Here is a 25350-nt window from a genome sequence, read left to right as displayed (position 1 = left end):
AACGGCTATTTGACCGCAATAAACGTAGCTCGGCGTGGTGCGGGATGGCCTTCTACGGTCAACTGAGGATTATCCGTATCTAAAAAATCCACCAAAGATTCATTACGCATCCAGTTGGTCGCACGTTGTTCATCGAGCGAGGTGACGTCGAGGTTTACGCAGCGAACATCTTTGAACTCGCATTTTTTCAACCAGAGTTCCAACGCTGCCACAGATGGAATAAACCATACATTATTCATCTTGCCATAGCGATCATTTGGTACTAGCACGGTATTTTCGTCACCTTCTACTACTAAGGTTTCCAGCACCAGCTCGCCGCCGTCGCGCAGTTGATCGTGCAGTTGTAGTAAATGATCTATCGGAGATTTGCGATGATAGAGTACGCCCATAGAGAATACGGTATCAAACGCATCATATGGGGGCAGTTCCTCTATGCCCAGTGGCAATAGATGAACTGGCAAATCTTCACCTGCCAAACGTTTGATGGCTTCAAATTGACATAAAAACAGTGATGATGGATCAACGCCTACGACAAACTTAGCGCCTTCACCATACATGCGCCACATGTGATAACCACTGCCGCAGCCGACATCGAGGACAGTACGGTTTTCCAGCGAGGAGATGTGGGGCAGAACGCGATCCCATTTCCAATCTGAGCGCCATTCCGTATCAATATGAATACCATGAACGTAAAAAGGGCCTTTACGCCACGGATGGAGCAACTGCAATAGATTCTCAAGCTTCTCTTTGGGACCGTCTGCCAACTGTTCGCCACTGCCCACCGTGACAGAACTTTTAAAGTCCAATTTATCAGGTGTCGGGTAATTCAGTTTGGCCAGCACTTTTTCCCATTTGGGCAGAGCACCATGTTTGTGTTCTCGTTGCCAAGCTGCAAGCTTGCTCGGAAGATGTTCTAACCAGCCTTGCAGTTGATTTTCAGCAATATCTTTATAAAAACGGGTAAAACTAATCACTTGACCGCCACCATTGAGGCAAAGTTAAAACACTGGAACCAGACATTGTGATGCTGGAATCCGGCTTGAGCAAAACGCTGTTGATGAATTTCCAATGTATCGGTTTTCATCACATTTTCGATGGCACTGCGTTTTTGACTGATTTCCAGCTCGCTATAGCCATTGGCGCGTTTGAAATCGAGATGTTGTGCATCGATGACTTGTTGAATGACGGCATCAGCAAAACGTAATTTCTCTGACAGAATTAGCGCACCACCGGGCAATAGTCCCTGATAGATTTTTTTCAGCAAGGTATCGCGATCTTCTGGGGGTAAAAATTGTAGCGTGAAATTAAGCACCACCAGCGAGGCATTGTTAATCTCAATATCGCGAATATCGGCACAGACCAATTCGACAGGCGTATCACTCACATAAGCACTTAAGTGCTCGCTACAGCGTTCGATCATTGCTTGTGAGTTATCAACCGCCACAATATTACAGCTTCGCTCCGCAATATGGCGGCGCATACTCAAGGTTGAAGCACCAAGCGAACAGCCTAAGTCATATAAAGTTGAATTGGGCGTGGCAAACTGGGCGGCGAAGTCACCAATGCCGGCGACAATCTGCGCATAACCGGGCACCGAGCGCTTGATCATATCGCTAAATACACCGGCAACGCGGTCATCAAACACAAAGTCGGCGACCTTATCTAACGCGGTGGCATAAATATTATCTTGAGAAGATTGCATGGGTAGGTACTTAAATTCAAAAATCGGCGTATTTTACAAATTTCTGCGGTGTGGCAGCAAGGAATTCACAGAATCAGCTACAGAACCTCGGTATTCGGGGATTAAGTTGTCGGTATTTTGAACGCTTACCGCATCTAGGCCTAGTGGGCTATGGTCAAAAACCTGAAAGTGTTTGATACTTCACCGTCTGGAATAGAGGGGCTTTGGTAAATGGCATTAATTCAATATAATGCTGCCCCAAATTATATTTTCATACCGGCGCCATCCGGCAGCAACAAAGGAAAATACGATGCGCAGCCATTATTGTGGGGACGTTAATCAGTCTCACGTTGGACAAGAAGTAACTTTAGTAGGTTGGGTTAACCGCAGTCGCGATTTAGGTGGTGTGGTATTTTTGGACTTGCGTGACCGCGAGGGTCTGGTCCAAGTGGTTTATGATCCTGACTTACCAGAAGTATTCGACGTTGCCAGCTCGCTGCGTAGCGAATTCTGTGTGCAGGTTAAGGGCGTGGTACGTGCTCGTCCAGACAGCCAAGTAAATGCGCATATGCGTACCGGTGAAATTGAAGTGCTGGGTAAAGCACTGACAATTATCAACGCTTCTGAACCGCTGCCGCTGAGCATGGATAATTTCCAAAACAACAGCGAAGAGCAACGCCTGAAGTATCGTTATCTTGACCTACGTCGCCCAGAGATGACACAGCGTTTGATTTTCCGCTCTAAAGTGACCAGTGCAGTGCGTCGTTATCTCGACAGCAATGGCTTTTTGGATATCGAAACCCCAATTTTGACCAAAGCGACTCCTGAAGGTGCGCGTGACTACTTAGTCCCAAGCCGTACTTATAAAGGTCACTTCTTTGCCTTGCCACAGTCGCCACAGCTGTTCAAACAGTTGCTGATGATGTCGGGTTTTGACCGTTACTATCAGATCGTAAAATGTTTCCGTGATGAAGACTTGCGTGCTGATCGTCAACCTGAATTTACTCAGATCGATATCGAAACCTCGTTCATGACCTCAGAGCAGGTGATGGCGAAAACCGAAGAGATGGTGCGTGGTTTGTTCCAAGAGCTGCTAGATGTCGACCTTGGTGAATTCCCGAAAATGACCTGGGATGAAGCGATGCGTCGTTTCGGCTCAGACAAACCAGATCTGCGTAACCCGCTGGAACTGGTTGACGTCGCTGACCTAGTGAAAGACGTTGAGTTTGCGGTATTTAAAGGCCCTGCTAATGATGCAGAAGGTCGCGTAGCGGCGATCAAAGTGCCAAACGGTGCCACTTTATCTCGTAAGCAAATCGACGAATACACCAAGTACGTTGGCATTTACGGTGCGAAAGGCTTGGCATGGATGAAAGTCAACGACATCGATGCCGGTTTGGACGGCATTCAATCGCCAGTACTTAAATTCCTAAACGAAGAGATTGTGAGCAGCATTTTGGCGCGCGTTGAAGCCAAAACTGGCGAGATCATTCTGTTCGGTGCTGACAAAGCCAATGTGGTTGCCGAAGCCATGGGCGCATTGCGCTTGAAGCTGGGCCAAGATTTCGAGTTGCTGCAAGGCGAATGGAAACCACTGTGGGTGGTTGACTTCCCAATGTTTGAAAAAGCCGATGGCCGTTGGTACGCAGTGCATCACCCATTCACGGCACCAAGCACGGTAACTGCAGAAGAATTGGCAGCAAACCCTGGTACAGCAGTATCTGATGCGTACGACATGGTATTGAACGGCGTTGAGCTAGGCGGCGGTTCGGTACGTATCCACAAGCAAGATATGCAAGCAACGGTATTTAAGATTTTGGGTATCTCTGATGAAGAAGCCCAAGAGAAATTTGGCTTCTTGCTGGAAGCGCTGCGCTACGGTACGCCACCACACGCAGGTTTGGCCTTTGGTCTGGACCGCATGGTGATGTTGATGACGGGGGCAACGTCAATCCGTGACGTGATGGCGTTCCCTAAAACGACAACAGCAGCATGTCCATTGACGGATGCGCCAAGCTTGGCTAATCCGCAGCAGTTAGTTGAACTCGGTATTGACGTCACTAAAGCAGAAAAAGCTGCTGAAAAATCAGAATAATTTTTGTTTAATTTGAATCAAACCGAGGCATGTACCTCGGTCTGTTTATCTATCGGGCGACCATTATCCCGATAATAAAGAGGAGTAAGTTATGGCAGGTCATAGTAAGTGGGCCAACATCAAACACCGTAAAGCAGCGCAAGACGCTAAGCGCGGTAAACTGTTCACCAAATTTATCCGCGAACTGACAGTATCAGCTCGCGAAGGTGGTTCAGATCCAGATTCAAACCCACGTCTGCGTGCTGCCATAGATAAAGCGCTGTCTAATAACATGACTCGCGATACTGTTGATCGTGCGATTAAGCGTGGTGCTGGTGAGTTAGATGGTCAAAACTTGGAAACCATCACTTACGAAGGTTATGGCCCAGGTGGCACAGCAGTGCTGGTTGAATGTATGACAGATAACCGTAACCGCACCGTGACTGGCGTACGTAACGCCTTCAACAAATCTGGCGGTAACTTAGGTACTGACGGTTCTGTTGCTTACTTGTTTACCAAGCAAGGTATCATCAGCTACGACACTGGCATTGATGAAGATGCGATTATGGAAGCCGCATTGGAAGGTGGTGCTGACGACGTACAAGTGAACGATGACGGTTCAATCGACGTTTACACTGAACCAGCAGCATTCGGTACCGTGAAAGATGCGTTGGACGCCGCAGGTTTTGAATCAGTAAACGCTGAAGTGACGATGGTGCCTTCAACCAAATCTGATTTAGATGAAGAAACTGCCGCGAAATTCCTGCGTCTGATTGACACCTTAGAAGATCACGATGATGTGCAGGAAGTGTATCACAACGCAGAAATCTCTGACGAAGTGATGGAAAAACTCGAATAATCCCTATGCCCATCATTCTAGGGATTGACCCCGGCTCGCGGATCACCGGTTACGGCGTGATCCAGTGCCAGGGGCGACACCAAATATATCTCGGCAGCGGTTGCATCCGCACCGCTTCCGACGACTTACCGCAACGTTTGCAGCAAATCTTTACCGGCATTAGCGAAATTATTCGTCAGTACCATCCAGATCAGATGGCGATTGAAAGAGTTTTTTTAGCCAAGAATGCTGACTCAGCGCTTAAACTCGGCCAAGCCCGTGGTGCAGCAATTGTCGCCGCCACTAATGCTGGGTTGCCGGTTTCTGAATACTCAGCCACACAAATTAAAAGTGCTGTGGTGGGCACAGGACGAGCGCAAAAGACACAGGTGCAGCATATGATTACCCAAATCCTAAAGTTGCCCGGTAAACCACAAGCAGACGCCGCAGATGCACTGAGTGTTGCGGTATGTCATTATCATACCTGTCAAAGCTTGGTGGCATTAGGCGGTCAAGCCAGTAGTAGAACTTACGGAAGATATCGATGATTGGTCGTTTACAGGGCACTATCGTAGAGAAGCAAGCACCGGACGTACTTATTGACGTGCACGGAGTAGGGTACGAGTTGCAAATGCCGCTCACCAGCTTTTATGAATTACCAGAGCTGAATCAGACCACCACCATTTATACCCATTTTGTGGTGCGGGAAGACGCACAATTACTATATGGTTTTATCACGAAGCAAGAACGTTCCTTGTTTCGCTTACTGATCAAAGCCAATGGTGTGGGGCCCAAACTGGCATTGACGATATTGTCAGGCATGACAGCAGCTGAGTTTGTTGGCTGTGTTGAGCGCGATGATATTGCCACACTGGTAAAACTGCCTGGCGTCGGTAAGAAAACTGCCGAACGTTTGCTGGTTGAAATGCGCGATAAGCTGAAGAGCTTAATGGAAGCTTCAAGCGGCAATGAGCGCGAATTTGTGCTCAAATCTAACTTTACACCAGCACCGACGGAAAGCACCGCTGAAGAAGATGCCATTGCGGCACTGTTATCACTGGGATATAAGCCAGCCCAAGCCAGTAAAGCGGTATCGAGCGCCTTTGTTGAAGGTATGGATTCAGAAACATTGATCAAAGCTGCGCTTAAATCGATGTTATAGGGAATAGCCATTCATGATAGAAGCAGATCGTCTCATTCAACCCCACAGTAATCCTCAGGATGAACTGATTGACCGTGCCATGCGGCCTAAGCTGCTAGATGAGTACACAGGTCAAAATGAGGCGCGCGAGCAATTAAAAGTCTTTATTCAAGCGGCAAAAAACCGTAATGAAGCACTGGATCATATGCTGATCTACGGCCCGCCCGGACTGGGTAAGACTACCTTGGCGATGATTGTTGCGAACGAGATGGGCGTAAACATTAAATCGACCTCAGGCCCTGTGCTGGAAAAAGCAGGTGATTTAGCGGCGCTGCTTACCAATCTTGAAGCAGGCGATGTGTTGTTTATCGATGAAATTCATCGCTTGAGTCCTGTGGTGGAAGAGATCCTTTATCCTGCAATGGAAGACTATCAGCTGGATATTATGATCGGTGAAGGTCCGGCAGCTCGGTCGATTAAACTGGATATTCCACCGTTTACACTTGTAGGTGCAACGACCCGTGCTGGCGCATTAACCTCGCCATTACGCGCACGTTTTGGCATTCCGCTGCGGCTAGAGTTTTATAATGTTGACGATCTCAGCACCATTGTGGCCCGTTCAGCATCAATGCTGGAATTACCGTTAGATGATTTGGGTGCCCGCGAGATTGCCATGCGTTCACGCGGCACTCCACGTATTGCCAATCGTTTACTGCGCCGTGTACGTGATTACGCTGAAGTGAAACACGATGGTCGCATCAACCAACATGTGGCGCAGCAAGCACTCGATATGCTGGATGTCGACGGTGAAGGGTTTGACTATATGGACCGCAAGCTATTGTTGGCGATTATCGATAAGTTTATGGGTGGTCCTGTAGGTTTAGACAACTTAGCGGCCGCCATTGGCGAAGAGCGTGAAACTATCGAGGATGTGTTGGAACCGTTCTTAATTCAGCAAGGCTTTGTGCAACGTACACCTCGTGGTCGTATTGCCACTGATAGAGCGTATCGTCATTTCGATATGATGAAGCCAGAATAACCATATAGCGTTTTCTCGGTTCAATAAAAAAGCCACTCAATAGCGAGTGGCTTTTTTGTGACCGGGCATCGCATGTGGTTAATGCGAAGCTTTATGATGGCCATGTGGCAGGATCAGGTTCATCAGAATCGCCACAATACCACACAGGCTAATACCTGAAAGGCTGAAATCGCCAATGCCAAATGCCATACCGCCAATACCAAATACCAAGGTCACACCCACAATGGCAAGGTTACGCGGTTCATTCAAATCCACTTGCGCTTTGATCATAGAGTTAAGACCAACGGCCGCAATTGAGCCAAACAGCAAACACATAATACCGCCCATTACAGGAACTGGAATCGTTTGCAGTGCCGCACCTAACTTTCCAACAAAGGCTAGGATAATGGCGCAAATAGCCGCCCAAGTCATCGTCACGGGGTTAAAATTCTTGGTCAGGGTTACGGCGCCAGTCACTTCAGAATAGGTAGTGTTTGGTGGGCCGCCGAGTGCCGTCGCAGCAATAGTGGCTAAACCATCACCTGCAAGTGTGCGGTGCAAACCTGGCTTCTTGAAGAAGTCTTTACCGGTAACATTTGAGATCGCCACGATATCACCGATGTGCTCTACTGCTGGCGCAATTGCCGCAGGGATCATAAAGGCGATGGCATACCAGTTGAATTCCGGTGCAACGAAATCTGGCATCGCAAACCAAGCTGCTTCAGTGATTTTGTCAAAGTTCACTACGCCTAAATATAGACTGGCCAGATAACCGACAATAATGCCGGAAAGGATAGGCATCAGTTTCAGCAGACCTTTGGCGAAAATGGCCACAGCAATGGTAGTAACCAATGATAGAATCGAAATGATCAACGCTGGTTGTGCAGCAACCAATTCGAACTTACCGTCGCCACTTTTACCGAGCGCCATATTCACCGCGGTAGGCGCTAAGCCCAGACCTATGATCATAATCACTGGCCCCACGACTACAGGTGGCAGTAGCTTTTTGACGAATTCGGAACCACGAATTTTGATGATAGTCGCTAGCACCAAATAGACGCAGCCTGCGGCAATCAAACCGCCCATGGTAGCGCCGATGCCAAATTTGTTTACACCGTAAGTAATCGGTGCGATAAACGCAAACGAAGATGCCAGAAAAACAGGTACTTCACGCTTCGTACAAAACTGAAAAATCAGTGTACCAATACCCGCGGTAAACAGCGCCACGCTGGCGTTGAGTCCGGTTAGTAGGGGTACCAGCACCAGTGCGCCGAAGGCGACGAACAACATCTGTGCGCCTTGTAGTGGCAGGGTGAGGTTTTTCATTATTATTGCCCTTGGTTGTTAAAATCGGCATATGCTACCAGCAAGCACTGTTTCGATCAGAAAATTTTTGACGATTTAGCTCAAATTTCTGCCAATCCGTTAGCTTTTATAACAGTTCCTGAGCAAGCAGCCGCAAAGGCAGCGCAGATGGATTTGCTGACGCAATATCTGTGGTACACTTGCGCCATTGCAATCGTAGGCAGCTAAGCAAGTATGCTCAAACAGATATCAGGGATTCTCGCCGTACTTTTATTGTCACTCGCGACCAATTTCGCCCAGGCCGTGGAGATCGCGAAGCTCGATCAATCTACCGTTGTTGTCGATTCTCGCTCGCATGCAGATCGAGGTCAGGCGCTACAGCAGGCCTTATATAATGTGCTGCTGTTGAATTCCGGGGCGAAAGAGTTAAAAGACAATCCACAAATACAGGCAGCGTTGCCAGACGCTGCATCATTAGTAGTGCAGTATTCCTACGATAAAACTGAAGAAGGTCTGCAGCTCAAAGCTACCTTCGAACATGACAAAGTTATTCGTTTACTACGTCAGGCTGGGTTACCGGTGTGGGGCAAACAGCGACCATTGACCTTAGTGTGGCTGGCAACTGATGGGACTGGTGAACGCGCATTGTTAGCCGATGGTGCAAGTTCCGATGAGCGTAGCCAATTTGCGCTTGCCTCAAATGCCCGTGGCATTCCGTTAATGTTTCCGGTGATGGATTTAGATGATCTGATGGCCGTCGGCGTCAATGATGTGAGGGGGATGTTTGCCGATACCGTTGCTAAAGCATCTGTACGTTATCAGGCAGACTATTTTGCGATGGCTGATATGGAAAACGCGCCAGATCAATCGATTCAGTTTCAAATAGCGCTTTATTCTAAATCGGCAGCAGTTAACCCATATGCTCCAGCGTTGGTGAGTCGCAGTGGTAATGCAGAGACTCGCCAAGAGGCGATTGCAGAAATGATGTTATCGCTTTCTGACTACTTTGTATCGCAATACGCCGTGACTGATTCTGGCACTCTCGACATGGCCGAGATTGAGTTTAGCGATATTCAGCATATGAGCCAGTTGGTCGGTATCGAATCATTTTTCAGTCAGCTGACCGTGGTGAAACAGTTCCACGTTGAGTCCATTAAGGGCAACACTGTGCGCTATCAATTACAGTTGATTGGAAGCCGTGACGATCTCGCCAACGTTTTGCGTCTGGAACAACGTATGAGCCCAGTAAGCAGTACCTCTGCGCCAAGCGGTTACGCGACACCAATAAGCGATAGCCAATTGATAGGTGTATATCGCTGGCTTGGGCAGTAACAAGCATAAAGGTTAAGTTAAATTAGCAAGTGTGAGAATCATCGATTGAGTCAGAGCAATCCAGTACAGCTATCGCTGCCTGTTTATCTTCCTGATGACGAAACGTTTGAAAGTTATTATCCCGCAGCGGGTAACGATGAACTGATTAAGGCGTTAGGTGCTGCTGCAGAAGGGCAAAAGCGTCAATCATTGTATATCTGGGGACCGGAAAAATCCGGTCGTACCCATTTAATGCATGCTGCCTGCGCTCATGCTAACGAATTATCTCGTAGTAATTTCTACGTACCGCTCAGCATTCACGCCAGTATTTCTCCCGCGCTACTCGAACGATTAGAACAGCTCGATTTGGTCTGCATTGATGATGTCGACGCGATCGCCGGTCATCCGTTATGGGAAGAGGCGCTTTTTGATCTCTATAATCGCGTAGCTGAACAAGGAAGCTGTTCGCTGATTGTTGCGGGACGCAATGCGCCAGCAGATGCCGGTTTTAGTTTGCCCGATCTGGTCTCGCGCATGCAGTGGGGAATTAGCTATCAGTTGAACCCGATGGCGGATGAAGAAAAGCTTGCAGCCTTGCAACGTCGAGCCGCGATGCGCGGGTTACAACTGCCGGAAGATAGCGGTAAGTTTTTGTTGAGTCGTCTGGCGCGGGATCTGCGCACACTTTTTGATGTACTCGATAAGTTGGATAAAGCCTCGATGGTGCATCAGCGCAAACTCACGATTCCTTTCATTAAAGAGATTTTGCGACTTTAGTCGTTAGCCTTCGGCCCAGCAAATTTACTCTTCGTGAATCGCAGCCATTTTTTATTAATGGATCGCTAATTTTTTCAGTTGTTGGTAGCGTTTTTTGAGCTTGATCTATGTCGCCAATCACAGGAATGATATAACTGTCGCAAACTAGCCCTACCTTGTATTACACAGGATACCGAGATGATATTTACCAATGTAGCTGCCGCACCCGCAGATCCCATTTTAGGTTTGACTGAAGCGTTTAAAAAAGACCCTCGTGAAGACAAAGTGAACCTCGGTGTCGGTGTCTATAAAACCGATGCAGGTCTGACGCCAGTCCTAAAGTCAGTCAAACTTGCTGAAGAGAAGTTACTGCAGGAAGAAACCAGTAAAAACTATCTGGGCATCGAAGGTGTGCAACTTTATAACAAGGTTGTACAAGAATTGTTGTTCGGTGCCAATAGTAGCATTATCAGTGAAGGACGCGCCTTTACTGCACAAGCTCCAGGCGGTACCGGCTCGCTACGTGTCGCTGCCGAATTCCTGGTAAATAACACCGAATCCAAAGTGATTTGGGTAAGTAATCCTACCTGGGCAAACCACAAAAATATCTTTGAAGCGGCTGGTCTGACAATCAAAGAATACCGTTATTATGACGCTGCGACTCAAGGATTAGATTTTGAAGCCATGCTTGGTGATTTGGCGCAAGCTGAGCAGGGCGATCTTGTACTATTGCACGGTTGTTGCCACAACCCATCAGGCATAGATCCTGTAACAGAGCAGTGGCAAGCGATTGCCGAGTTAGTTGCGGCGAAACAATTAGTGCCGTTGTTTGACTTCGCTTATCAAGGCTTTGGTGATGGTGTTGAAGAAGACGCTGCGGGTTTGCGCACGGTTGCGGCAGCCGTACCGGAATTTTTGGTGGCTAATTCGTTCTCGAAAAACTTCGGCTTATACAATGAACGTATTGGTGCCGTGACCTTAGTTGCGAAGGACCAAGCGGAAGGCGAGAAAGCCTTTAGCCAAGTTAAACGTACCATTCGTGCTAACTATTCAAACCCACCTGCCCACGGTGCGTTGATTGTGAGTACCATTTTGAGCACGCCTGAATTGAAAGCCATTTGGGAAAATGAAGTGAAAGAGATGCGTGAGCGTATCGCGAAAATGCGCCTGTTGTTTGTGAAAACCTTGGCAGCAGAAGGCGTTGAGCAAGATTTTTCCTTTATTTCTGGCCAAAAAGGGATGTTCAGTTTCTCTGGTTTGAATAAGCAGCAAGTTGAACAATTGAAGACTGAGTTTGGTATCTACATCGTCGGCTCAGGCCGCATCAGCGTTGCCGGCATGACCACAAGCAACGTGCCAGTTATCTGTCAAGCCATTGCAAAAGTACTTTGATTTATAAAGTAAATGATGAAAAAAGGCCGCTTTTTGCGGCCTTTTTAGTTGCCAAAGCGAGTGCAAATTTTGTGATTTTGATTGGCTCGCTTATAATTTGCCGTTACCGGAATCAACCACTCAACGTTAAGGGGGCTGTTTGAGAACAGGAAGAGTCGGTTCATCTGTATTAGCGGTCACCGTCGTAATCCTCGCCGTTATCGCGTTACGCGTGATATTTATTCCACTGAATGAGTCACCTTCGCAAGGTTCGCCATTGGTTAAGCAAAACCGTGTTGGCGTAAATCTCATTCCTGATTTTTCCGCTATGGACGATGTAAGTGCGAAGAAAAAGGCGTTTTTCGACTTTTTACGTCCAGCGGTGCGTAAACAAAACCGTATTATTTTAGGTGAACGCAAGTTTCTCAAGTCAGTTAAATCGCATCTTGAAAATGGTTTGGCGTTAGATAATGCCGAAGTGTATCGTGTGCAAAATCTGGCAGAGAAATACGAGTACGGCATTCGTAACATCGATTTGGCGGCAATAAAAAGTCTGTTGCGCCGAGTGGATGTGATCCCAGAACCTATGGTGCTTATTCAGGCGGCCAATGAGTCAGGCTGGGGTAGTTCGCGTTTTGCCCGCGAAGGATTTAACTTTTTCGGTCAATGGTGTTTTAAAGAGGGCTGTGGGCTGGTACCTCAGTCGCGTGGTGATGGGCAGATACACGAAGTGAAAGTGTTTTCCAGCGTTGATGAGTCTATTGCATCTTATATGCGTAACCTGAACTCCAACGCCGCTTATCGACTGTTTCGTTCAATAAGAGCCGATATGCGCGCGCAAGCTGAGCCGTTGACTGCGGAAAAGTTGATATATGGCTTAGTGAATTATTCTGAGCGACAGGATGCTTACATCGACGAGCTGCTCGACATGCTGCGCCATAACGAAGAGTATTTTGACTTACCGACACCGACGATGACCACTGCGGCACTCAACGGTTGAGTTAATCAAGCGAACCTACCTCACGCATGAAAAAGCCCGACCTCCGGTCGGGCTTATTTTTCCATTGACGTTTAGCTTATGGTTAAGCTTTGTCGAGGAAACGTTCCGCGTCCAACGCAGCCATACAACCTGTACCGGCTGAGGTAATCGCTTGGCGATAATGCTGATCCATTACGTCACCGGCGGCAAATACGCCTTCGATGCTGGTTTGGGTCGCGTTACCGTTAAGGCCACTGTTTACTTTCAGGTAGCCGTTGTTCATTTCTAACTGACCAGCGAAGATATCAGTGTTAGGACTATGACCAATCGCCACAAACACACCCGCTACAGCCAAATCGGTGACGCTACCATCTTTAGTGCTCTTAATTTTTGCACCAGTCACGCCCATTTCATCGCCAACAACCTCGTCTAACGTGCTATCAAGATGCAGTACGATGTTACCGTTTTCGACTTTATCCATCAGGCGGTCGATCAGAATTTTTTCTGAGCGGAAGGTATCACGACGGTGGATCACGTGAACTTCAGCGGCAATATTCGACAAATAAAGCGCTTCTTCAACTGCGGTATTACCACCACCGATGACGGCAACCTTTTGGTTACGGTAGAAGAAACCATCACAAGTCGCACAAGCTGAAACGCCGCGACCTTTAAATGCGTCTTCTGAAGGCAGACCAAGATATTTGGCAGATGCGCCGGTACAAATGATCAGTGCATCACAGGTATAGCTGCCGCTGTCGCCTTTAAGTTTGAATGGACGCTCTGACAACTCAACTTCATTGATATGGTCGAAAATAATCTCAGTATTGAATTTCTCAGCATGTTTCTGCATGCGTTCCATTAGCAACGGACCGGTTAGGTCGTCAGCGTCACCTGGCCAGTTTTCAACTTCAGTGGTGGTGGTCAGCTGTCCGCCTTGTTGCATACCAGTGATCATCACCGGATTCAGGTTGGCCCGCGCAGCATAAACAGCTGCAGTATATCCGGCAGGTCCAGAACCTAGAATCAGTAACTGACAATGTTTGGATTCGCTCATTTGAATCTCCGTCCTTTCATTAAGTGGCAAGGATTTTAGGTAATTTACCGCGCGGGGTAAAGCAACTGGCACGGAATAATCAAGATTGTGCTAATCGAAAAAAGGAGCCTATGGCTCCTTTTTTAATCAGTCATTACTGGCTGTAAATTACAGTGCTGCAGCCACTGGGGTATATTCCATACCGTGTGCTTCGGCAACTTCTTTACAGGTCAGCTTGCCATGGATAACGTTCAGGCCATTTAGCAGATGTTTATCTTGAGCAAGCGCGGCTTTATAACCAAGATTCGCTAGCTTAAGAATGTAAGGCAAGGTGGCGTTATTCAGCGCAAAGGTTGAAGTGCGCGCTACTGCACCTGGCATGTTCGCTACACAGTAATGCACTACATCGTCAACAATGTAGGTTGGATCTTGGTGAGTTGTTGCTTTTGACGTTGCCACACAACCGCCTTGGTCGATAGCGACGTCAACAATAGCGCTGCCCGGCTTCATTGCAGCAATCATTTCACGTGTCACCAATTTTGGTGCTGCAGCGCCGGGGATCAACACACCGCCAATGACCAGATCTGCCGCCAGCACCTGTTTTTCAATTGCATCAGCGGTGGAGTAAATAGCTTTAACGCTAGAACCAAACTGCACATTCAAACGACGCAGAGCATCGATTGACCGATCTAATACTGTTACGTCTGCGCCCATACCAACCGCGATTTGTGCCGCGTTAGTCCCCACCATACCACCACCGATGATAACAACTTTGGCAGGTTCAGTCCCCGGGACGCCACCAAGCAACATGCCGCTGCCACCGTGAGATTTTTCGAGTGCCATTGCACCCGCTTGAATTGACATACGACCAGCCACTTCAGACATAGGCGCTAGCAGGGGGAGGCCGCCTTTGTCATCAGTTACGGTTTCATATGCAATACAGACTGCACCACTGCTGATCAGCTCTTCAGTTTGTGGCAAGTCCGGCGCAAGGTGCAGGTAGGTAAACAGAATTTGGTCATGCTTCAGCATGGCACGTTCGACTGCTTGAGGCTCTTTTACCTTCACAATCATTTCGGCAACGTCGAATACTTCCGCCGCAGTTGCGAGAATTTGCGCACCAGCATCAATGTAGTCTTGGTCCGCAAAACCGATACCGCTACCGGCATTCTGTTCGACAAAAACCGCGTGACCTTGCAGAGTCAGTTCTTTCACTGCAGAAGGCACCATGCCAACACGATATTCGTGGTTTTTAATCTCTTTTGGAACACCAATCTTCATAATAGAGCCTCAAATGTAAAACCCGTCTGTCGGGAGTAGGATATTTGTTATAATTAACTGCTGATGTGAAAGTGTCAGCGGTTTTTAGTATATTATTGTCTCAGCAGTTTATCTTGCTGTAGTTAACACATACGCAACATTAAATATTGTTTTAGTGATAAAACAAGGTTAAAAAAATGGCCGAAATAAAAAAGAGCACTATTAAAGACTTAGACAGAATCGACCGCAATATTCTTAACGAACTGCAAAACGATGGTCGTATGTCAAACGTCGAATTATCAAAAAGGGTGGGACTCAGCCCAACCCCTTGTCTGGAACGCGTTAAACGTTTGGAAAAGCAGGGATACATCAAAGGTTACAATGCCCAAGTGAACCCACAGTTGCTTGGCGCTTCATTGCTGATTTTTGTTGAGATTACGTTAAGTCGTGATACACCTGACGTTTTTGACAAGTTCAACCGCGCAGTACAACTGTTAGATACCATTCAGGAATGTCACTTGGTGTCTGGCGATTTCGACTACCTGCTTAAAACGCGTGTAGAAGATATGTCAGCCTATCGTAAGTTACTAGGTGAAACCTTGTTGAAGCTGCCTGCAGTATCTGACACGCGCACCTATGTCGTCATGGAAGAAGTCAAACAAAGCAGTCGCATTGCGATAGACGGTTAATTTTTACCTCAAGTTGTCTTCAGTAATCGTTGCTGAAGACAACTTTATTTCTGTTCAATTTCCCTTCAACTTCAAAAAGCTATGCTATTTGCTCCAATTGGCTGAGTACCACTGCACTTTAAGCAAGTTTCTGGTATCTTAGCTGCATTTCACTACGCATCGATGGATACCGGTTTGTCTCAGGGAAATAGCATCAAAACATTGTCCGGATTACAGCGACTACAGGAGATCGGCTTGATCGTCTGTGGGGTAGCTGCTGTGTATATTTTACTGTCACTTGGCAGCTTTAATCCTTCCGATCCCGGTTGGAGTCAGTCTCAATTTTCTGGCGATATCAAAAACCTCACTGGCGCAGTCGGTGCATGGACCGCTGATGTATTGTTTTATTTTCTGGGTTATACCGCGTATTGCATTCCATTAGTGGTGGTTGCCGCAGGTTGGTTACTCTTTCGCAGAAGTTACCAGCTCGATAAGGTCGACTATTTCTCGGTTGGTCTGCGTATTGTTGGCTTTTTGCTGCTAATGACCAGTCTTGCTGCATTAGCTTCGATGAACGCTGATGACATCTATGAATTTTCCGCAGGCGGTGTAACCGGCGACGTTATTTGGCAGGCGATGCTGCCGTATTTCAACCAACTCGGTACCACCTTATTACTGCTATGTTTTGTCTGTGCGGGCTTTACCTTGATGACAGGTATCAGCATGATTGCGCTGGTTGAATCGGTCGGTTTTGGTACCATGTGGTTAATGAAAAAAATAGCGGCATTACCGAAATCGTTCGGCACAGCCCAAGAATCATCTGATACCCAAGGCTTTATGTCGGTTGTTGAAAAGTTTAAGCAACGACGTGACAGCGAAACACAAAACGAACCAGCGGTTATCGATGAGCCTGACGCTGAAGTAGATGGCGATACGGATGAAGAAAAAACCGGATTGCTGTCTCGTTTTGTCCGCAAGAATAAAGCTAAGGATGTCGAAGAAGCTAATGCGGTTGCGATCAGCGAACGCGTAGAGCCGATCATCCATATGCGCGATGAAGAGGAAGCGCCAGTCACAGTCGATGTACTTGATGACGCTTTTGAGCAACCACGTTCTACTGGCGTAGCGCCGACACCGAAGCAGCGCCAACTCAATGCGCAAAAGGCGAGGGTAGAAAACGGTATTATTGTGATCCCCGGCGAAGAGCCAATTGTCAAACCTAAGCCTGAAAATCCGCTGCCAAGCATCGATCTGCTCAATGTGCCTAATCGTAAAGAAAATCCCATTAGCCAAGATGAATTGCAGCAGATTGCACGTTTGGTTGAAGTTAAACTGGCGGACTTCGGCATCACTGCTAATGTGGTTGGGGTGTATCCAGGTCCGGTAATCACGCGTTTTGAGCTAGAACTAGCGCCGGGCGTGAAAGCATCCAAAATTTCGAATCTATCTAAAGACTTGGCGCGTTCGCTGCTGGCCGAAAGCGTGCGCGTTGTTGAGGTGATTCCTGGTAAAGCCTATGTTGGCCTCGAACTGCCTAATAAGTTTCGCGAAACAGTGTTCTTACGTGACGTACTGGACTGCCAAGCGTTTACTGACAATAAATCCAACCTCACCATGGTACTGGGTCAGGATATTGCCGGTGAGCCAGTAGTTGTCGATCTGGGCAAAATGCCACACTTGCTGGTTGCGGGTACCACAGGTTCAGGTAAGTCCGTTGGTGTTAACGTGATGATTACCAGTCTGCTGTATAAGTCGTCACCAGATGATGTCCGCTTTATTATGATTGACCCCAAAATGTTGGAATTGTCTGTCTATGAAGGCATTCCACATCTGTTGTGCGAAGTGGTTACCGATATGAAGGAAGCCTCTAATGCACTGCGTTGGTGTGTGGGGGAAATGGAACGTCGTTACAAGCTGATGTCTGCACTCGGCGTGCGTAACTTAAAAGGCTTTAATGCAAAAATTGAAAAGGCGCGCGAGGCGGGAGAAGAGATTTACGATCCGCTGTGGCGTGCTGAAACCAGCATGGAAGATGAAGCTCCAGCATTGGAAAAACTGCCTTCCATCGTTGTAGTGGTAGACGAATTCGCCGATATGATGATGATTGTCGGTAAAAAAGTGGAAGAACTGATTGCCCGTATCGCCCAAAAAGCCCGTGCCGCAGGGATCCATTTGATTCTGGCAACACAGCGCCCATCTGTTGATGTTATCACTGGTTTGATTAAAGCGAACATTCCGACACGTATTGCTTTCCAAGTGTCGTCACGTATCGACTCGCGCACCATTCTTGACCAACAGGGTGCAGAAACGCTGCTCGGCATGGGCGATATGTTGTATTTGCCACCGGGCACTAGCGTGCCAATTCGTGTACACGGCGCCTTTATTGATGACGATGAAGTGCACGCTGTGGTTAACGACTGGCATGCGCGTGGTCAACCGCAATATATTGATGAAATTCTTAATGGTTCATCTGACGGTGAACAAGTACTGTTGCCGGGCGAGGCTGCAGAAAACGGCGATGAAGAGTACGATGAACTGTACGATGAAGCCGTCGCATTTGTGACGGAGACCCGTCGAGGCTCCATTTCCAGTGTGCAACGTAAGTTTAAGATTGGCTACAACCGCGCTGCACGCATCATTGAGACCATGGAGATGCAAGGTATCGTCAGCGCCCAAGGCCATAACGGTAATCGCGAGGTGTTAGCGCCACCTCCGCCTAAGTCATAAAGTAAAGAGGTATTCATGACGCGTTTTTCTCTGCTGGCGTTAGTCTGGGTCGCAGGTTCAGCCTGTGCATCCCCTGCTAGCGAGTTACAGGCGAAGCTAGATGCCAACCCGGCATTTCAGGCTAAATTTCAACAAACCGTCACCGACGCAAATCACAAAGTGATTCAATCTGGCAGTGGCGTATTGGCACTGGCGCAGCCGAATCATTTCTACTGGCACTTAACCCAACCGGATGAGTCATTGATTGTCGCTGATGGTAAGGATGTATGGATTTATAATCCGTTTGCAGAAGAAGCCAGTGTATTAACGCTGGATCAAGCAATAGCAACGTCGCCCATGACCCTATTGGTACATCGTGATGCAGCATCTTGGCAGCAGTTTGATATCAGTGAACAGGATAGCTGCTTTACCATCGCACCAAAAACGGCAGATTCTGGCGTGCAACAGGTTTCAGTGTGTTTTAACGGTAACCAACTGAGCGAGATTTCACTCAATGATAACCAGAGCAATATCAGTCGCTTTAGCTTGAGTGAGCAAAAGCCCATCTCGGCAGATGATGTCATATTTCAATTTACCGCACCTGATGGTGTATCCATCGACGACCAACGCAATGGTGCGCATGAATAATGGATAGCTTGGGATTTGATTTTTCGCCGGACTTCAGACCGCTTGCCGCCAAAATGCGGCCGCGGGATTTAAGCGAATATGTTGGCCAACCACATCTTCTTGGCGATGGTCAGCCGTTGCGAAAAGCGCTAGAAGCAGGCAAACCACACTCGATGATGTTTTGGGGGCCGCCGGGCACAGGCAAAACGACATTGGCCGAATTGATCGCTCATTATGCCAACGCGCATGTGGAACGAATTTCAGCGGTGACATCAGGTGTTAAAGAGATACGTTCGGCGATTGAACATGCAAAAAATATCGCGCAATCCCGCGGCCAACGTACACTGCTGTTTGTCGACGAAGTACACAGGTTTAATAAAAGTCAGCAAGATGCATTTTTGCCGTTTATTGAAGATGGTACGGTAATTTTTGTCGGCGCTACTACCGAAAATCCGTCGTTTGAAATTAACAATGCTCTGCTAAGCCGAGTGCGCGTTTATTTAATTAAGCGCTTGTCTGATGACGACATTAGCCAGATTGTTAAGCAGGCGTTGACTGATGCAGAACGCGGGCTAGGCGAACAGCAACTGCAAATGCCAGCCGATGTTCTTAAACAATTAGCGGATACTGTGGAAGGCGATGCGCGCCGAGCGCTCAATCTCCTGGAGTTGATGGCAGACATGCTGCCGCCGCAAGGTGTGTTCACCAAAGAGATGTTAACCCAAGTATCGGGAGAGCAACTCGCTGGGTTTGATAAAAATGGCGATCAGTATTACGACCTAATATCCGCTGTGCACAAATCTATTCGTGGGTCGGCACCCGATGCCGCGCTGTATTGGTATGCGCGTATGTTAGAAGGCGGCTGTGATCCACTGTATGTCGCGCGTCGGCTATTGGCCATTGCCTCTGAAGATGTTGGTAATGCCGACCCGACGGCAATGACTGTCGCCCTTAATGCGTGGGATTGCTTCCATCGCGTTGGCCCGGCAGAAGGGGAGCGCGCCATTGCGCAAGCGGTGGTTTATCTTGCGGTTGCGCCCAAAAGCAATGCGGTCTACGAAGCCTATGCTGCGGCGCGCAAGTTAGCGCGACAAACCGGTAACGAACCTGTGCCGATGCATCTGCGCAATGCACCGACGAAATTGTTGGAGTCTATTGGTGCTGGTGAAGATTACCGTTACGCCCACAATGAAGAACAGGCGTATGCTGCTGGCGAGAATTATTTCCCCGAAAGTTTAAAAGACAGCCGTTTTTATCATCCGACTAATCGTGGATTTGAGAAACGGATGCAGGAAAAGTTGCAGCTGCTGCGACAGATGGATGAGGTAAGCGTAAGGAAAAGGTATGAATAATCTGGCATTAATCGCGCTTGGTGGTGCAGGCGGTGCAGTTTTGCGCTATTCGATCTCGATATTTATGATCCAGCTATTTGGTACAAGTTTTCCTTTTGGTACACTGGCTGTTAATGTACTTGGCTCATTTTTGATGGGAGTAGTTTCTGCGTTGGCACAGGCAAGCCATATTAGTCCAGAGTTTAAAGCCTTACTGGGCGTTGGATTTATGGGCGCGCTGACCACTTTCTCAACTTTTTCGAATGAGACCTTAATGCTCATCCAGGCTGGTGAGTTGCTCAAGGCATTTTTGAATGTGGCGTTGAATCTGGGGATCTGTCTTTTGATGGTATACCTAGGGCAACAATTGATTCTTTCACGCGTATAACGAATAAAGATTAAAAAATGTTAGATCCTAAATATCTGCGTAATGAACTGGCAACAACGGCGGAACTTTTAGCGAACCGCGGTTATATTCTCGATGTTTCTAAGCTGACTAAGTTAGAAGAACAACGTAAAGCATTGCAGGTGGAAACCGAAGAACTGCAAGCGTCGCGCAATGCAATCTCCAAATCGATCGGTCAGGCTAAATCCCGTGGCGAAGATGTTGCACCGATCATGGCGCAAGTAGGTGATTTGGGCGAGAAGTTAGAAGCGAAGAAAGTTGAATTAGCGCAACTGTTGAGCGAAATCCAAGCCGTGGCGTTAAGCACGCCTAACTTGCCGGATGAATCCGTGCCAGTTGGTCGTGACGAAAGTGAAAACGTTGAAGTGCGTCGCTGGGGCACGCCACGTGAGTTTGATTTCGACGTGAAAGATCACGTTGACTTAGGCGAAGGCGTCAAAGGTTTAGATTTCAAAAGTGCGGTTAAGCTGACGGGCTCTCGCTTTATTGTGATGCAAGGCCAAATTGCCAGATTGCACCGTGCTTTGGCGCAATTTATGTTGGATCTGCACACGACCGAACATGGCTACACCGAAGCGTATGTTCCGTTATTGGTGAATGACGATAGTTTGTATGGGACTGGCCAACTGCCAAAGTTCTCTGAAGATCTTTTCCATACCAAACCGGCAACCGAAGAAGGACAAGGGTTACACCTGATCCCAACCGCAGAAGTGCCGTTGACCAACTTAGCGCGTGACATGATTTTTGATGAAGCTGAATTGCCAATCAAATTGACTGCACATACACCTTGCTTCCGTAGTGAAGCGGGTTCTTATGGTAAAGACACTCGCGGTCTTATTCGCCAGCACCAATTCGATAAAGTGGAGTTGGTCCAATTGGTGAAGCCAGAAGATTCAATGCAAGCGTTAGAGCAACTAACCAACAACGCTGAAACTGTATTGCAAAAGCTTGGCTTGCCTTATCGTGTTGTGACGCTGTGTACCGGTGATATGGGCTTTAGTGCTGCGAAAACTTACGATATTGAAGTATGGCTGCCGGCGCAAAACACCTATCGCGAAATTTCTTCTTGTTCAAACATGAAAGATTTCCAAGCGCGTCGTATGCAAGCACGTTACCGCGGTGTATCAGATAAAAAACCAAGCTTGATCCATACACTGAATGGTTCTGGTTTGGCGGTTGGCCGCACCTTAGTCGCGGTCATCGAAAACTATCAAAACGCTGATGGCAGCATCACAGTGCCAGACGTATTGAAGCCCTACATGGGAGGAGTTGAAAAGATCGGTTAAGGATGTCTAAATGGACAATGACAGTAGTCGATATTTGAGAAGGTTATCCTACGCCGTAGTTGTTGTACTGTTTTTATTATTGATCTTTGCAACGCTCGGTAAAGCTGCAGTGTTAGTGTTGGAAAATATTTGATTGCAGCCGTTGTGGCGAAACCGGAATAGTTGAGATTAAAAAGCCCCGTTAACGAATACGCTAACGGGGCTTTTGTTTGTCTACCCAAGAGTAAACTAAATACATTTTGCCGGCTTAGGTAAACCGGCGATCTTAGTCGCTTGTTTCGCCGGTCCTACAGGAAACAGCTTATAGAGATATTTGGAGTTGCCCTTATCGGCACCCAATTTCTGTCCCATCGCTTTTACTAAGGCGCGGATAGCTGGACTGGTTTTATATTCCAGATAGAAGTCACGAACAAAGTGAATGACTTCCCAATGCGCGTCGGTCAGTTCAATCTCTTCTTTCGCCGCGATGACAGGCGCCAGCTCAGGTTGCCAATCGTTCACATCGAGCAGATATCCTTGTGCGTCGGTTTCGATTTGACGCCCATTGAAGTCGATACTATTTACCACGTAATTACCTTGTCACTTTTTAACGTCAATTGTACAAATCCAGCGTAATCCAACGCTGTGTAGTCAGAGAGTTTTTCTGTTAAGCCTAACGCTTCACAATCTTGAGCTAACACATACACAGCATAACCCACCAGTTTTGATTGAACTGTTGGATTGAGCAAACCATAAAGTGCGTCACTGCTCAGCAGTAAGTAGTCTTCATTAGCAATGAGCGGCAGTGCTGCTGTGAAAGCATTATCGCTGCAAAGCGATGTTTGAAAATGATGCAGAATCAAAACACTAATACCTCATCAACGGATTGCAGATGTTGCTGAATGCTCGCAGCATTGCTGACACTGGCTGGGTAGAGCAGATCCGCTTGGGTTAACGAGAACTTGGCTAATGCTTCCTCGGCAACCAATACAGGTTCGATATCGTAAAAGTCTACCGCTTTGAAACTGGCAATATAATCTTTGTTACCAATAAGTTCAGGTTGCTGTGCAGCTAACAGATTAAAAATGCCTTCATCTAAAAAGATGAGGCTGACCTGCTGATCTAAATTTGCTGCCAACAGGGCAAACTCAAGCCCTTCGCGAGCTTTACCGTTTCGATGCGGCGCGGTGCGAAATATGACGGCGATTTGCTTCATTAAAACCTCACCAATCGATGTGATTTAGTAATACCCGCAACCAGTTCAACCAGTCCACCAGAGTGAAATAAGTCACTTTGATTCGCGTTTAGGCCAAGTTCTTCTGCTTCCAACTCACTCAGCACACCACGACGACTGGCTGCTGTCGTACAGTTAATCAAGGGGATTTCATGCTCTGCGGCAAACTGCTGCCAACGTAGCTTGATATCGGTTTCGTCACTGGAAACTTGCTGCAACTTGTTAGCATGACTGATGCCATCGCCTGAAAAAAAGATGCTGTGAATTGTGTGGCCCAGCGCTAACGCAGATTCAGCAAACTGAATCGCTTTTAAGCCGTTTGCAGGCGTTATCGCTGATGATGAAAGCAGAATAATAAAACTAGGCATAAACAATAGGCATAAAAAAATGGCCCTCAATAGTGAGCGCCATTTTAACTCAGAATACGCTAAAACGCAGATTAATCGTCGTTGCTGACACCCAACAGGTTCAAAATCGCGATAAACAGGTTCAAAAAGTCGAGATACAGCGAGATAGTGGCGCGGATATAGTTGGTTTCACCGCCGTTTACGATACGGCTGGTATCAAACAAAATAAACCCGGTCATCAAAAGTGCTACACCGGCATTCAACGCCATAAATACCACTGGACTCCCTAAGAAGATATTGATCAATGCCGCCACAATTACCACGACCAGACCTGCGATCAAGAAGCCCCGCATAAAGGAGAAATCTTTCTTCGTGGTGACTGCATAAGCAGAAAGCGCCACGAACACGGCAGCAGTTAAGCCCAGTGCCTGCATAATCAGCGAAGGGCCATTAGCCAAGCCAGCGTAGACATTCAACAGATGCCCCAACGATGCGCCTTCTAAGCCGGTAAAGGCAAAAATCCAAGCAAGACCTGCTGCTGTATCGGCTTTACGTAATGTCACAAACAGCAGCACTAAACCACCGATGGAAAACATTAACGACATTAATGGTGAAATACCGATAGCGGTTGCTATCGCGGCACACGCTGCAGAAAACGCCAGCGTCATGGCAAGCAACATATAGGTGTTTCGAAGCATCTTGTTGACGACTTCGGTTGAAGCACTAATAGAGTAGGTTGCATGCTGATTCATCGTGATCTCCTATGCTACCAATGTAATTAAAATTGTTACTATTTCAGACCGATAAGTCTAACTTAGGTTCCATGAACAAAGCTTTAATCAGTCTGCAATGGTAGTCTGAATATAAGGTTAATTTGGCAAAAGCCAACTGTTGACCAAGCGCTGATCGTTGTTTAAATAGTCGATCAGCCAACGCATGGCCTCATTTTGTACATTGCGATTCCACACTAACAATGCACGTGTGTCGGCAATATTAAGATCGCAGGGTTTGTTTACCAAGCTGCCATTCTGCAAAAAAGGGGTGATCAAATGGCGAGGTAAACAACCGACAGCCAATCCGTCTTTGACGCAGTTAATGGCGCGAATCCAATCTGGCACCGACAACGCACGTTGCCCCTGTGCAAGGCCCAATCGCGTCTCAGGATAATCCGCTGCAGTATCGCTAACACACACTCCGGCATATTCTTGCAGCATTTCAGCTGTAATATGCGTTTCAACGGTGAGGGGATGTTGTGCACTTACCACAAACTGCCAACGTAATTCGCCTAAGTCCTTGTGTTCAAAAGGCCCGCCGACAGGAATATTGGAGGCTGCACCAATCGCAATATCACACCGTTGTTCATTGAGTGCTTGCCAACAACCGTTAACCTGTTCGCGGTGAATGTGCAGCTCTACGTCGGAAAACGTTTTGTAGAATTCGCGGACTAGGAAGCTGATACCATCTTCACGCACGATGCCATCCAGCGCGATGGCAATTTTCGGTCGCCAGCCCTTATTCACCGCTTGCGTCGATTGCTTTAGCCCGATAATCGATTGCATCACTGACTTAGCTTGATGCACAAAGTGTTCACCTGCGGGCGTCAAACTAACACTGCGGTGATGGCGCTCAAACAACTCAACGCCGAGTTCATCTTCAATCTGTTTCACAGCATAACTGATGGCTGAAGGGACTTTGTTTAAATGATTGGCCGCAGAAGTAAAGCTTCCTAGCTTAGCAACCAGCTCAATTAGCTCAAATGATTGCTCAGACAGCATATGCATTCCTTTTGGTGTGAACAGATTTCAACTGTGCAAGTTACGCAGTTCTTACGCCTAACTCAAGCGAACTATGCGCAAAACGATAGAATTTAGATCAATATTTCACCTTGATGTATATCGCTTAACCAATTGATTCAAGGCACTAAAAAATAGGTTTACAAGCAACGGCCCAAAGCGATATTATTTTTCCCGTTCGGAGGGGTGGCAGAGTGGTTGAATGC

Annotated in this window: 27 protein-coding genes; 16 read left to right on the top strand and 11 right to left on the bottom strand. The window is 47.4% G+C overall.

Going from position 1 to position 25350, the window contains the following annotated elements; genetic code table 11:
* Positions 1 to 5: 5 nt before the first annotated feature.
* Together cmoB and cmoA are read right to left on the bottom strand one after the other, a co-directional pair.
* Positions 6 to 974: a tRNA 5-methoxyuridine(34)/uridine 5-oxyacetic acid(34) synthase CmoB gene (cmoB, locus tag HR45_RS10915; protein WP_037442890.1), complete on the bottom strand. Its 969-nt coding sequence runs from the start codon at positions 972 to 974 to the stop codon at positions 6 to 8.
* Positions 971 to 1702, bottom strand: a complete 732-nt coding sequence (cmoA, locus tag HR45_RS10910; RefSeq protein ID WP_037442888.1) for a carboxy-S-adenosyl-L-methionine synthase CmoA — start codon at positions 1700 to 1702, stop codon at positions 971 to 973. Before cmoA ends, cmoB begins: the two co-directional genes overlap by 4 nt.
* 289 nt (positions 1703 to 1991) lie before the next feature.
* On the opposite strand from cmoA, the gene aspS reads away from it, so the two are divergent.
* The 5 genes from aspS to ruvB all read left to right on the top strand — a co-directional run bounded on the left by aspS (position 1992) and on the right by ruvB (position 6773).
* Positions 1992 to 3776, top strand: coding sequence for an aspartate--tRNA ligase (aspS, locus tag HR45_RS10905; RefSeq protein ID WP_037442886.1), 1785 nt, complete (start codon positions 1992 to 1994; stop codon positions 3774 to 3776).
* A 91-nt stretch (positions 3777 to 3867) separates the two neighbouring features.
* Positions 3868 to 4614: a YebC/PmpR family DNA-binding transcriptional regulator gene (locus HR45_RS10900; protein ID WP_037442884.1), complete on the top strand. Its 747-nt coding sequence runs from the start codon at positions 3868 to 3870 to the stop codon at positions 4612 to 4614.
* A gap of 5 nt (positions 4615 to 4619) precedes the next feature.
* Entirely contained in the window at positions 4620 to 5141 is a 522-nt protein-coding gene (gene ruvC, locus HR45_RS10895; protein WP_037442882.1) for a crossover junction endodeoxyribonuclease RuvC, read from the top strand.
* Entirely contained in the window at positions 5138 to 5755 is a 618-nt protein-coding gene (gene ruvA, locus HR45_RS10890) for a Holliday junction branch migration protein RuvA (protein WP_037442881.1), read from the top strand. The genes ruvC and ruvA overlap by 4 nt, the downstream gene beginning before the upstream one ends.
* 13 nt (positions 5756 to 5768) lie before the next feature.
* A complete protein-coding gene (gene ruvB / locus HR45_RS10885) occupies positions 5769 to 6773 on the top strand; it encodes a Holliday junction branch migration DNA helicase RuvB (protein ID WP_037442880.1) in 1005 nt (334 codons plus the stop codon).
* Positions 6774 to 6851: 78 nt separating this feature from the next.
* On the opposite strand, the gene HR45_RS10880 is transcribed toward ruvB, so the two are convergent.
* The gene (locus tag HR45_RS10880; RefSeq protein WP_037442878.1) at positions 6852 to 8078 is read right to left on the bottom strand and encodes a uracil-xanthine permease family protein; all 1227 of its coding nucleotides are present in this window, start codon (positions 8076 to 8078) and stop codon (positions 6852 to 6854) included.
* Positions 8079 to 8291: 213 nt separating this feature from the next.
* Here HR45_RS10880 and HR45_RS10870 point away from each other — a divergent pair, with 213 nt between their 5' ends.
* The 4 genes from HR45_RS10870 (at position 8292) to HR45_RS10855 (ending at position 12495) form a co-directional block, all read left to right on the top strand.
* Positions 8292 to 9389: a DUF2066 domain-containing protein gene (locus HR45_RS10870; protein ID WP_037442874.1), complete on the top strand. Its 1098-nt coding sequence runs from the start codon at positions 8292 to 8294 to the stop codon at positions 9387 to 9389.
* Positions 9390 to 9434: 45 nt separating this feature from the next.
* Complete coding sequence (hda, locus tag HR45_RS10865) at positions 9435 to 10145, top strand: DnaA inactivator Hda (RefSeq protein ID WP_037442872.1); 711 nt, start codon at positions 9435 to 9437, stop codon at positions 10143 to 10145.
* Positions 10146 to 10322: 177 nt separating this feature from the next.
* The gene (locus HR45_RS10860; protein ID WP_037442870.1) at positions 10323 to 11516 is read left to right on the top strand and encodes an amino acid aminotransferase; all 1194 of its coding nucleotides are present in this window, start codon (positions 10323 to 10325) and stop codon (positions 11514 to 11516) included.
* A gap of 139 nt (positions 11517 to 11655) precedes the next feature.
* Positions 11656 to 12495: a glucosaminidase domain-containing protein gene (locus tag HR45_RS10855; RefSeq protein WP_052074688.1), complete on the top strand. Its 840-nt coding sequence runs from the start codon at positions 11656 to 11658 to the stop codon at positions 12493 to 12495.
* 82 nt (positions 12496 to 12577) lie between these two features.
* Here the strand turns inward: HR45_RS10855 and trxB are convergent, their stop codons facing one another.
* Together trxB and ald are read right to left on the bottom strand one after the other, a co-directional pair.
* On the bottom strand, positions 12578 to 13528 hold the full coding sequence (gene trxB, locus HR45_RS10850; RefSeq protein WP_037442868.1) for a thioredoxin-disulfide reductase: 951 nt from the start codon (positions 13526 to 13528) through the stop codon (positions 12578 to 12580).
* Positions 13529 to 13675: 147 nt separating this feature from the next.
* Positions 13676 to 14788 (bottom strand): alanine dehydrogenase, encoded by a 1113-nt coding sequence (ald, locus tag HR45_RS10845; protein ID WP_037442866.1) that lies wholly within the window; start codon positions 14786 to 14788, stop codon positions 13676 to 13678.
* Between the two features lie 176 nt (positions 14789 to 14964).
* Between ald and lrp the strand changes: the two genes are divergently transcribed.
* From lrp to HR45_RS19715, 7 genes are all read left to right on the top strand, one after another.
* Positions 14965 to 15456 carry a leucine-responsive transcriptional regulator Lrp gene (lrp, locus tag HR45_RS10840; protein WP_037442864.1) on the top strand — a complete coding sequence of 164 codons (492 nt, stop codon included), beginning with the start codon at positions 14965 to 14967 and terminating at the stop codon, positions 15454 to 15456.
* Positions 15457 to 15630: 174 nt separating this feature from the next.
* Entirely contained in the window at positions 15631 to 18162 is a 2532-nt protein-coding gene (locus tag HR45_RS10835) for a DNA translocase FtsK (protein WP_037443078.1), read from the top strand.
* A gap of 15 nt (positions 18163 to 18177) precedes the next feature.
* Positions 18178 to 18789 carry an outer membrane lipoprotein periplasmic chaperone LolA gene (gene lolA / locus HR45_RS10830; RefSeq protein ID WP_037442862.1) on the top strand — a complete coding sequence of 204 codons (612 nt, stop codon included), beginning with the start codon at positions 18178 to 18180 and terminating at the stop codon, positions 18787 to 18789.
* On the top strand, positions 18789 to 20120 hold the full coding sequence (locus HR45_RS10825) for a replication-associated recombination protein A (RefSeq protein ID WP_037442860.1): 1332 nt from the start codon (positions 18789 to 18791) through the stop codon (positions 20118 to 20120). Before lolA ends, HR45_RS10825 begins: the two co-directional genes overlap by 1 nt.
* Positions 20113 to 20487: a fluoride efflux transporter CrcB gene (crcB, locus tag HR45_RS10820; RefSeq protein ID WP_037442859.1), complete on the top strand. Its 375-nt coding sequence runs from the start codon at positions 20113 to 20115 to the stop codon at positions 20485 to 20487. Before HR45_RS10825 ends, crcB begins: the two co-directional genes overlap by 8 nt.
* 17 nt (positions 20488 to 20504) lie before the next feature.
* Entirely contained in the window at positions 20505 to 21791 is a 1287-nt protein-coding gene (gene serS, locus HR45_RS10815; RefSeq protein ID WP_037442858.1) for a serine--tRNA ligase, read from the top strand.
* 10 nt (positions 21792 to 21801) lie between these two features.
* A complete protein-coding gene (locus HR45_RS19715; RefSeq protein ID WP_277619574.1) occupies positions 21802 to 21924 on the top strand; it encodes a hypothetical protein in 123 nt (40 codons plus the stop codon).
* Between the two features lie 95 nt (positions 21925 to 22019).
* Here the strand turns inward: HR45_RS19715 and HR45_RS10810 are convergent, their stop codons facing one another.
* The 6 genes from HR45_RS10810 to punR all read right to left on the bottom strand — a co-directional run bounded on the left by HR45_RS10810 (position 22020) and on the right by punR (position 25126).
* A complete protein-coding gene (locus HR45_RS10810; RefSeq protein ID WP_037442857.1) occupies positions 22020 to 22358 on the bottom strand; it encodes a TusE/DsrC/DsvC family sulfur relay protein in 339 nt (112 codons plus the stop codon).
* Positions 22352 to 22633, bottom strand: a complete 282-nt coding sequence (gene tusB, locus HR45_RS10805; protein WP_037442856.1) for a sulfurtransferase complex subunit TusB — start codon at positions 22631 to 22633, stop codon at positions 22352 to 22354. Before tusB ends, HR45_RS10810 begins: the two co-directional genes overlap by 7 nt.
* Positions 22630 to 22986: a sulfurtransferase complex subunit TusC gene (gene tusC, locus HR45_RS10800; protein WP_037442855.1), complete on the bottom strand. Its 357-nt coding sequence runs from the start codon at positions 22984 to 22986 to the stop codon at positions 22630 to 22632. The genes tusB and tusC overlap by 4 nt, the downstream gene beginning before the upstream one ends.
* On the bottom strand, positions 22986 to 23372 hold the full coding sequence (gene tusD / locus HR45_RS10795; RefSeq protein ID WP_037442854.1) for a sulfurtransferase complex subunit TusD: 387 nt from the start codon (positions 23370 to 23372) through the stop codon (positions 22986 to 22988). Before tusD ends, tusC begins: the two co-directional genes overlap by 1 nt.
* Before the next feature lie 71 nt (positions 23373 to 23443).
* Complete coding sequence (locus HR45_RS10790; RefSeq protein WP_037442853.1) at positions 23444 to 24103, bottom strand: Bax inhibitor-1/YccA family protein; 660 nt, start codon at positions 24101 to 24103, stop codon at positions 23444 to 23446.
* Between the two features lie 117 nt (positions 24104 to 24220).
* A complete protein-coding gene (gene punR, locus HR45_RS10785) occupies positions 24221 to 25126 on the bottom strand; it encodes a DNA-binding transcriptional activator PunR (protein ID WP_037442852.1) in 906 nt (301 codons plus the stop codon).
* Positions 25127 to 25350 lie beyond the last annotated feature (224 nt).

The sequence above is a fragment of the Shewanella mangrovi genome (assembly GCF_000753795.1).
In the GTDB taxonomy this organism is placed as follows: domain Bacteria; phylum Pseudomonadota; class Gammaproteobacteria; order Enterobacterales; family Shewanellaceae; genus Shewanella; species Shewanella mangrovi.
This window is presented reverse-complemented; position numbering and strand designations above follow the sequence as displayed.

Bases quoted from the DNA above. Each gene is read 5' to 3' on its own strand.
- cmoA (WP_037442888.1), bottom strand. From the start codon at position 1,702: ATGCAATCTTCTCAAGATAATATTTATGCCACCGCGTTAGATAAGGTC.
- aspS (WP_037442886.1), top strand. From the start codon at position 1,992: ATGCGCAGCCATTATTGTGGGGACGTTAATCAGTCTCACGTTGGACAA.
- HR45_RS10900 (WP_037442884.1), top strand. From the start codon at position 3,868: ATGGCAGGTCATAGTAAGTGGGCCAACATCAAACACCGTAAAGCAGCG.
- ruvC (WP_037442882.1), top strand. From the start codon at position 4,620: ATGCCCATCATTCTAGGGATTGACCCCGGCTCGCGGATCACCGGTTAC.
- ruvA (WP_037442881.1), top strand. From the start codon at position 5,138: ATGATTGGTCGTTTACAGGGCACTATCGTAGAGAAGCAAGCACCGGAC.
- ruvB (WP_037442880.1), top strand. From the start codon at position 5,769: ATGATAGAAGCAGATCGTCTCATTCAACCCCACAGTAATCCTCAGGAT.
- HR45_RS10880 (WP_037442878.1), bottom strand. From the start codon at position 8,078: ATGAAAAACCTCACCCTGCCACTACAAGGCGCACAGATGTTGTTCGTC.
- HR45_RS10870 (WP_037442874.1), top strand. From the start codon at position 8,292: ATGCTCAAACAGATATCAGGGATTCTCGCCGTACTTTTATTGTCACTC.
- HR45_RS10860 (WP_037442870.1), top strand. From the start codon at position 10,323: ATGATATTTACCAATGTAGCTGCCGCACCCGCAGATCCCATTTTAGGT.
- trxB (WP_037442868.1), bottom strand. From the start codon at position 13,528: ATGAGCGAATCCAAACATTGTCAGTTACTGATTCTAGGTTCTGGACCT.
- ald (WP_037442866.1), bottom strand. From the start codon at position 14,788: ATGAAGATTGGTGTTCCAAAAGAGATTAAAAACCACGAATATCGTGTT.
- lrp (WP_037442864.1), top strand. From the start codon at position 14,965: ATGGCCGAAATAAAAAAGAGCACTATTAAAGACTTAGACAGAATCGAC.
- lolA (WP_037442862.1), top strand. From the start codon at position 18,178: ATGACGCGTTTTTCTCTGCTGGCGTTAGTCTGGGTCGCAGGTTCAGCC.
- HR45_RS10825 (WP_037442860.1), top strand. From the start codon at position 18,789: ATGGATAGCTTGGGATTTGATTTTTCGCCGGACTTCAGACCGCTTGCC.
- crcB (WP_037442859.1), top strand. From the start codon at position 20,113: ATGAATAATCTGGCATTAATCGCGCTTGGTGGTGCAGGCGGTGCAGTT.
- serS (WP_037442858.1), top strand. From the start codon at position 20,505: ATGTTAGATCCTAAATATCTGCGTAATGAACTGGCAACAACGGCGGAA.
- HR45_RS19715 (WP_277619574.1), top strand. From the start codon at position 21,802: ATGGACAATGACAGTAGTCGATATTTGAGAAGGTTATCCTACGCCGTA.
- tusC (WP_037442855.1), bottom strand. From the start codon at position 22,986: ATGAAGCAAATCGCCGTCATATTTCGCACCGCGCCGCATCGAAACGGT.
- tusD (WP_037442854.1), bottom strand. From the start codon at position 23,372: ATGCCTAGTTTTATTATTCTGCTTTCATCATCAGCGATAACGCCTGCA.
- HR45_RS10790 (WP_037442853.1), bottom strand. From the start codon at position 24,103: ATGAATCAGCATGCAACCTACTCTATTAGTGCTTCAACCGAAGTCGTC.
- punR (WP_037442852.1), bottom strand. From the start codon at position 25,126: ATGCTGTCTGAGCAATCATTTGAGCTAATTGAGCTGGTTGCTAAGCTA.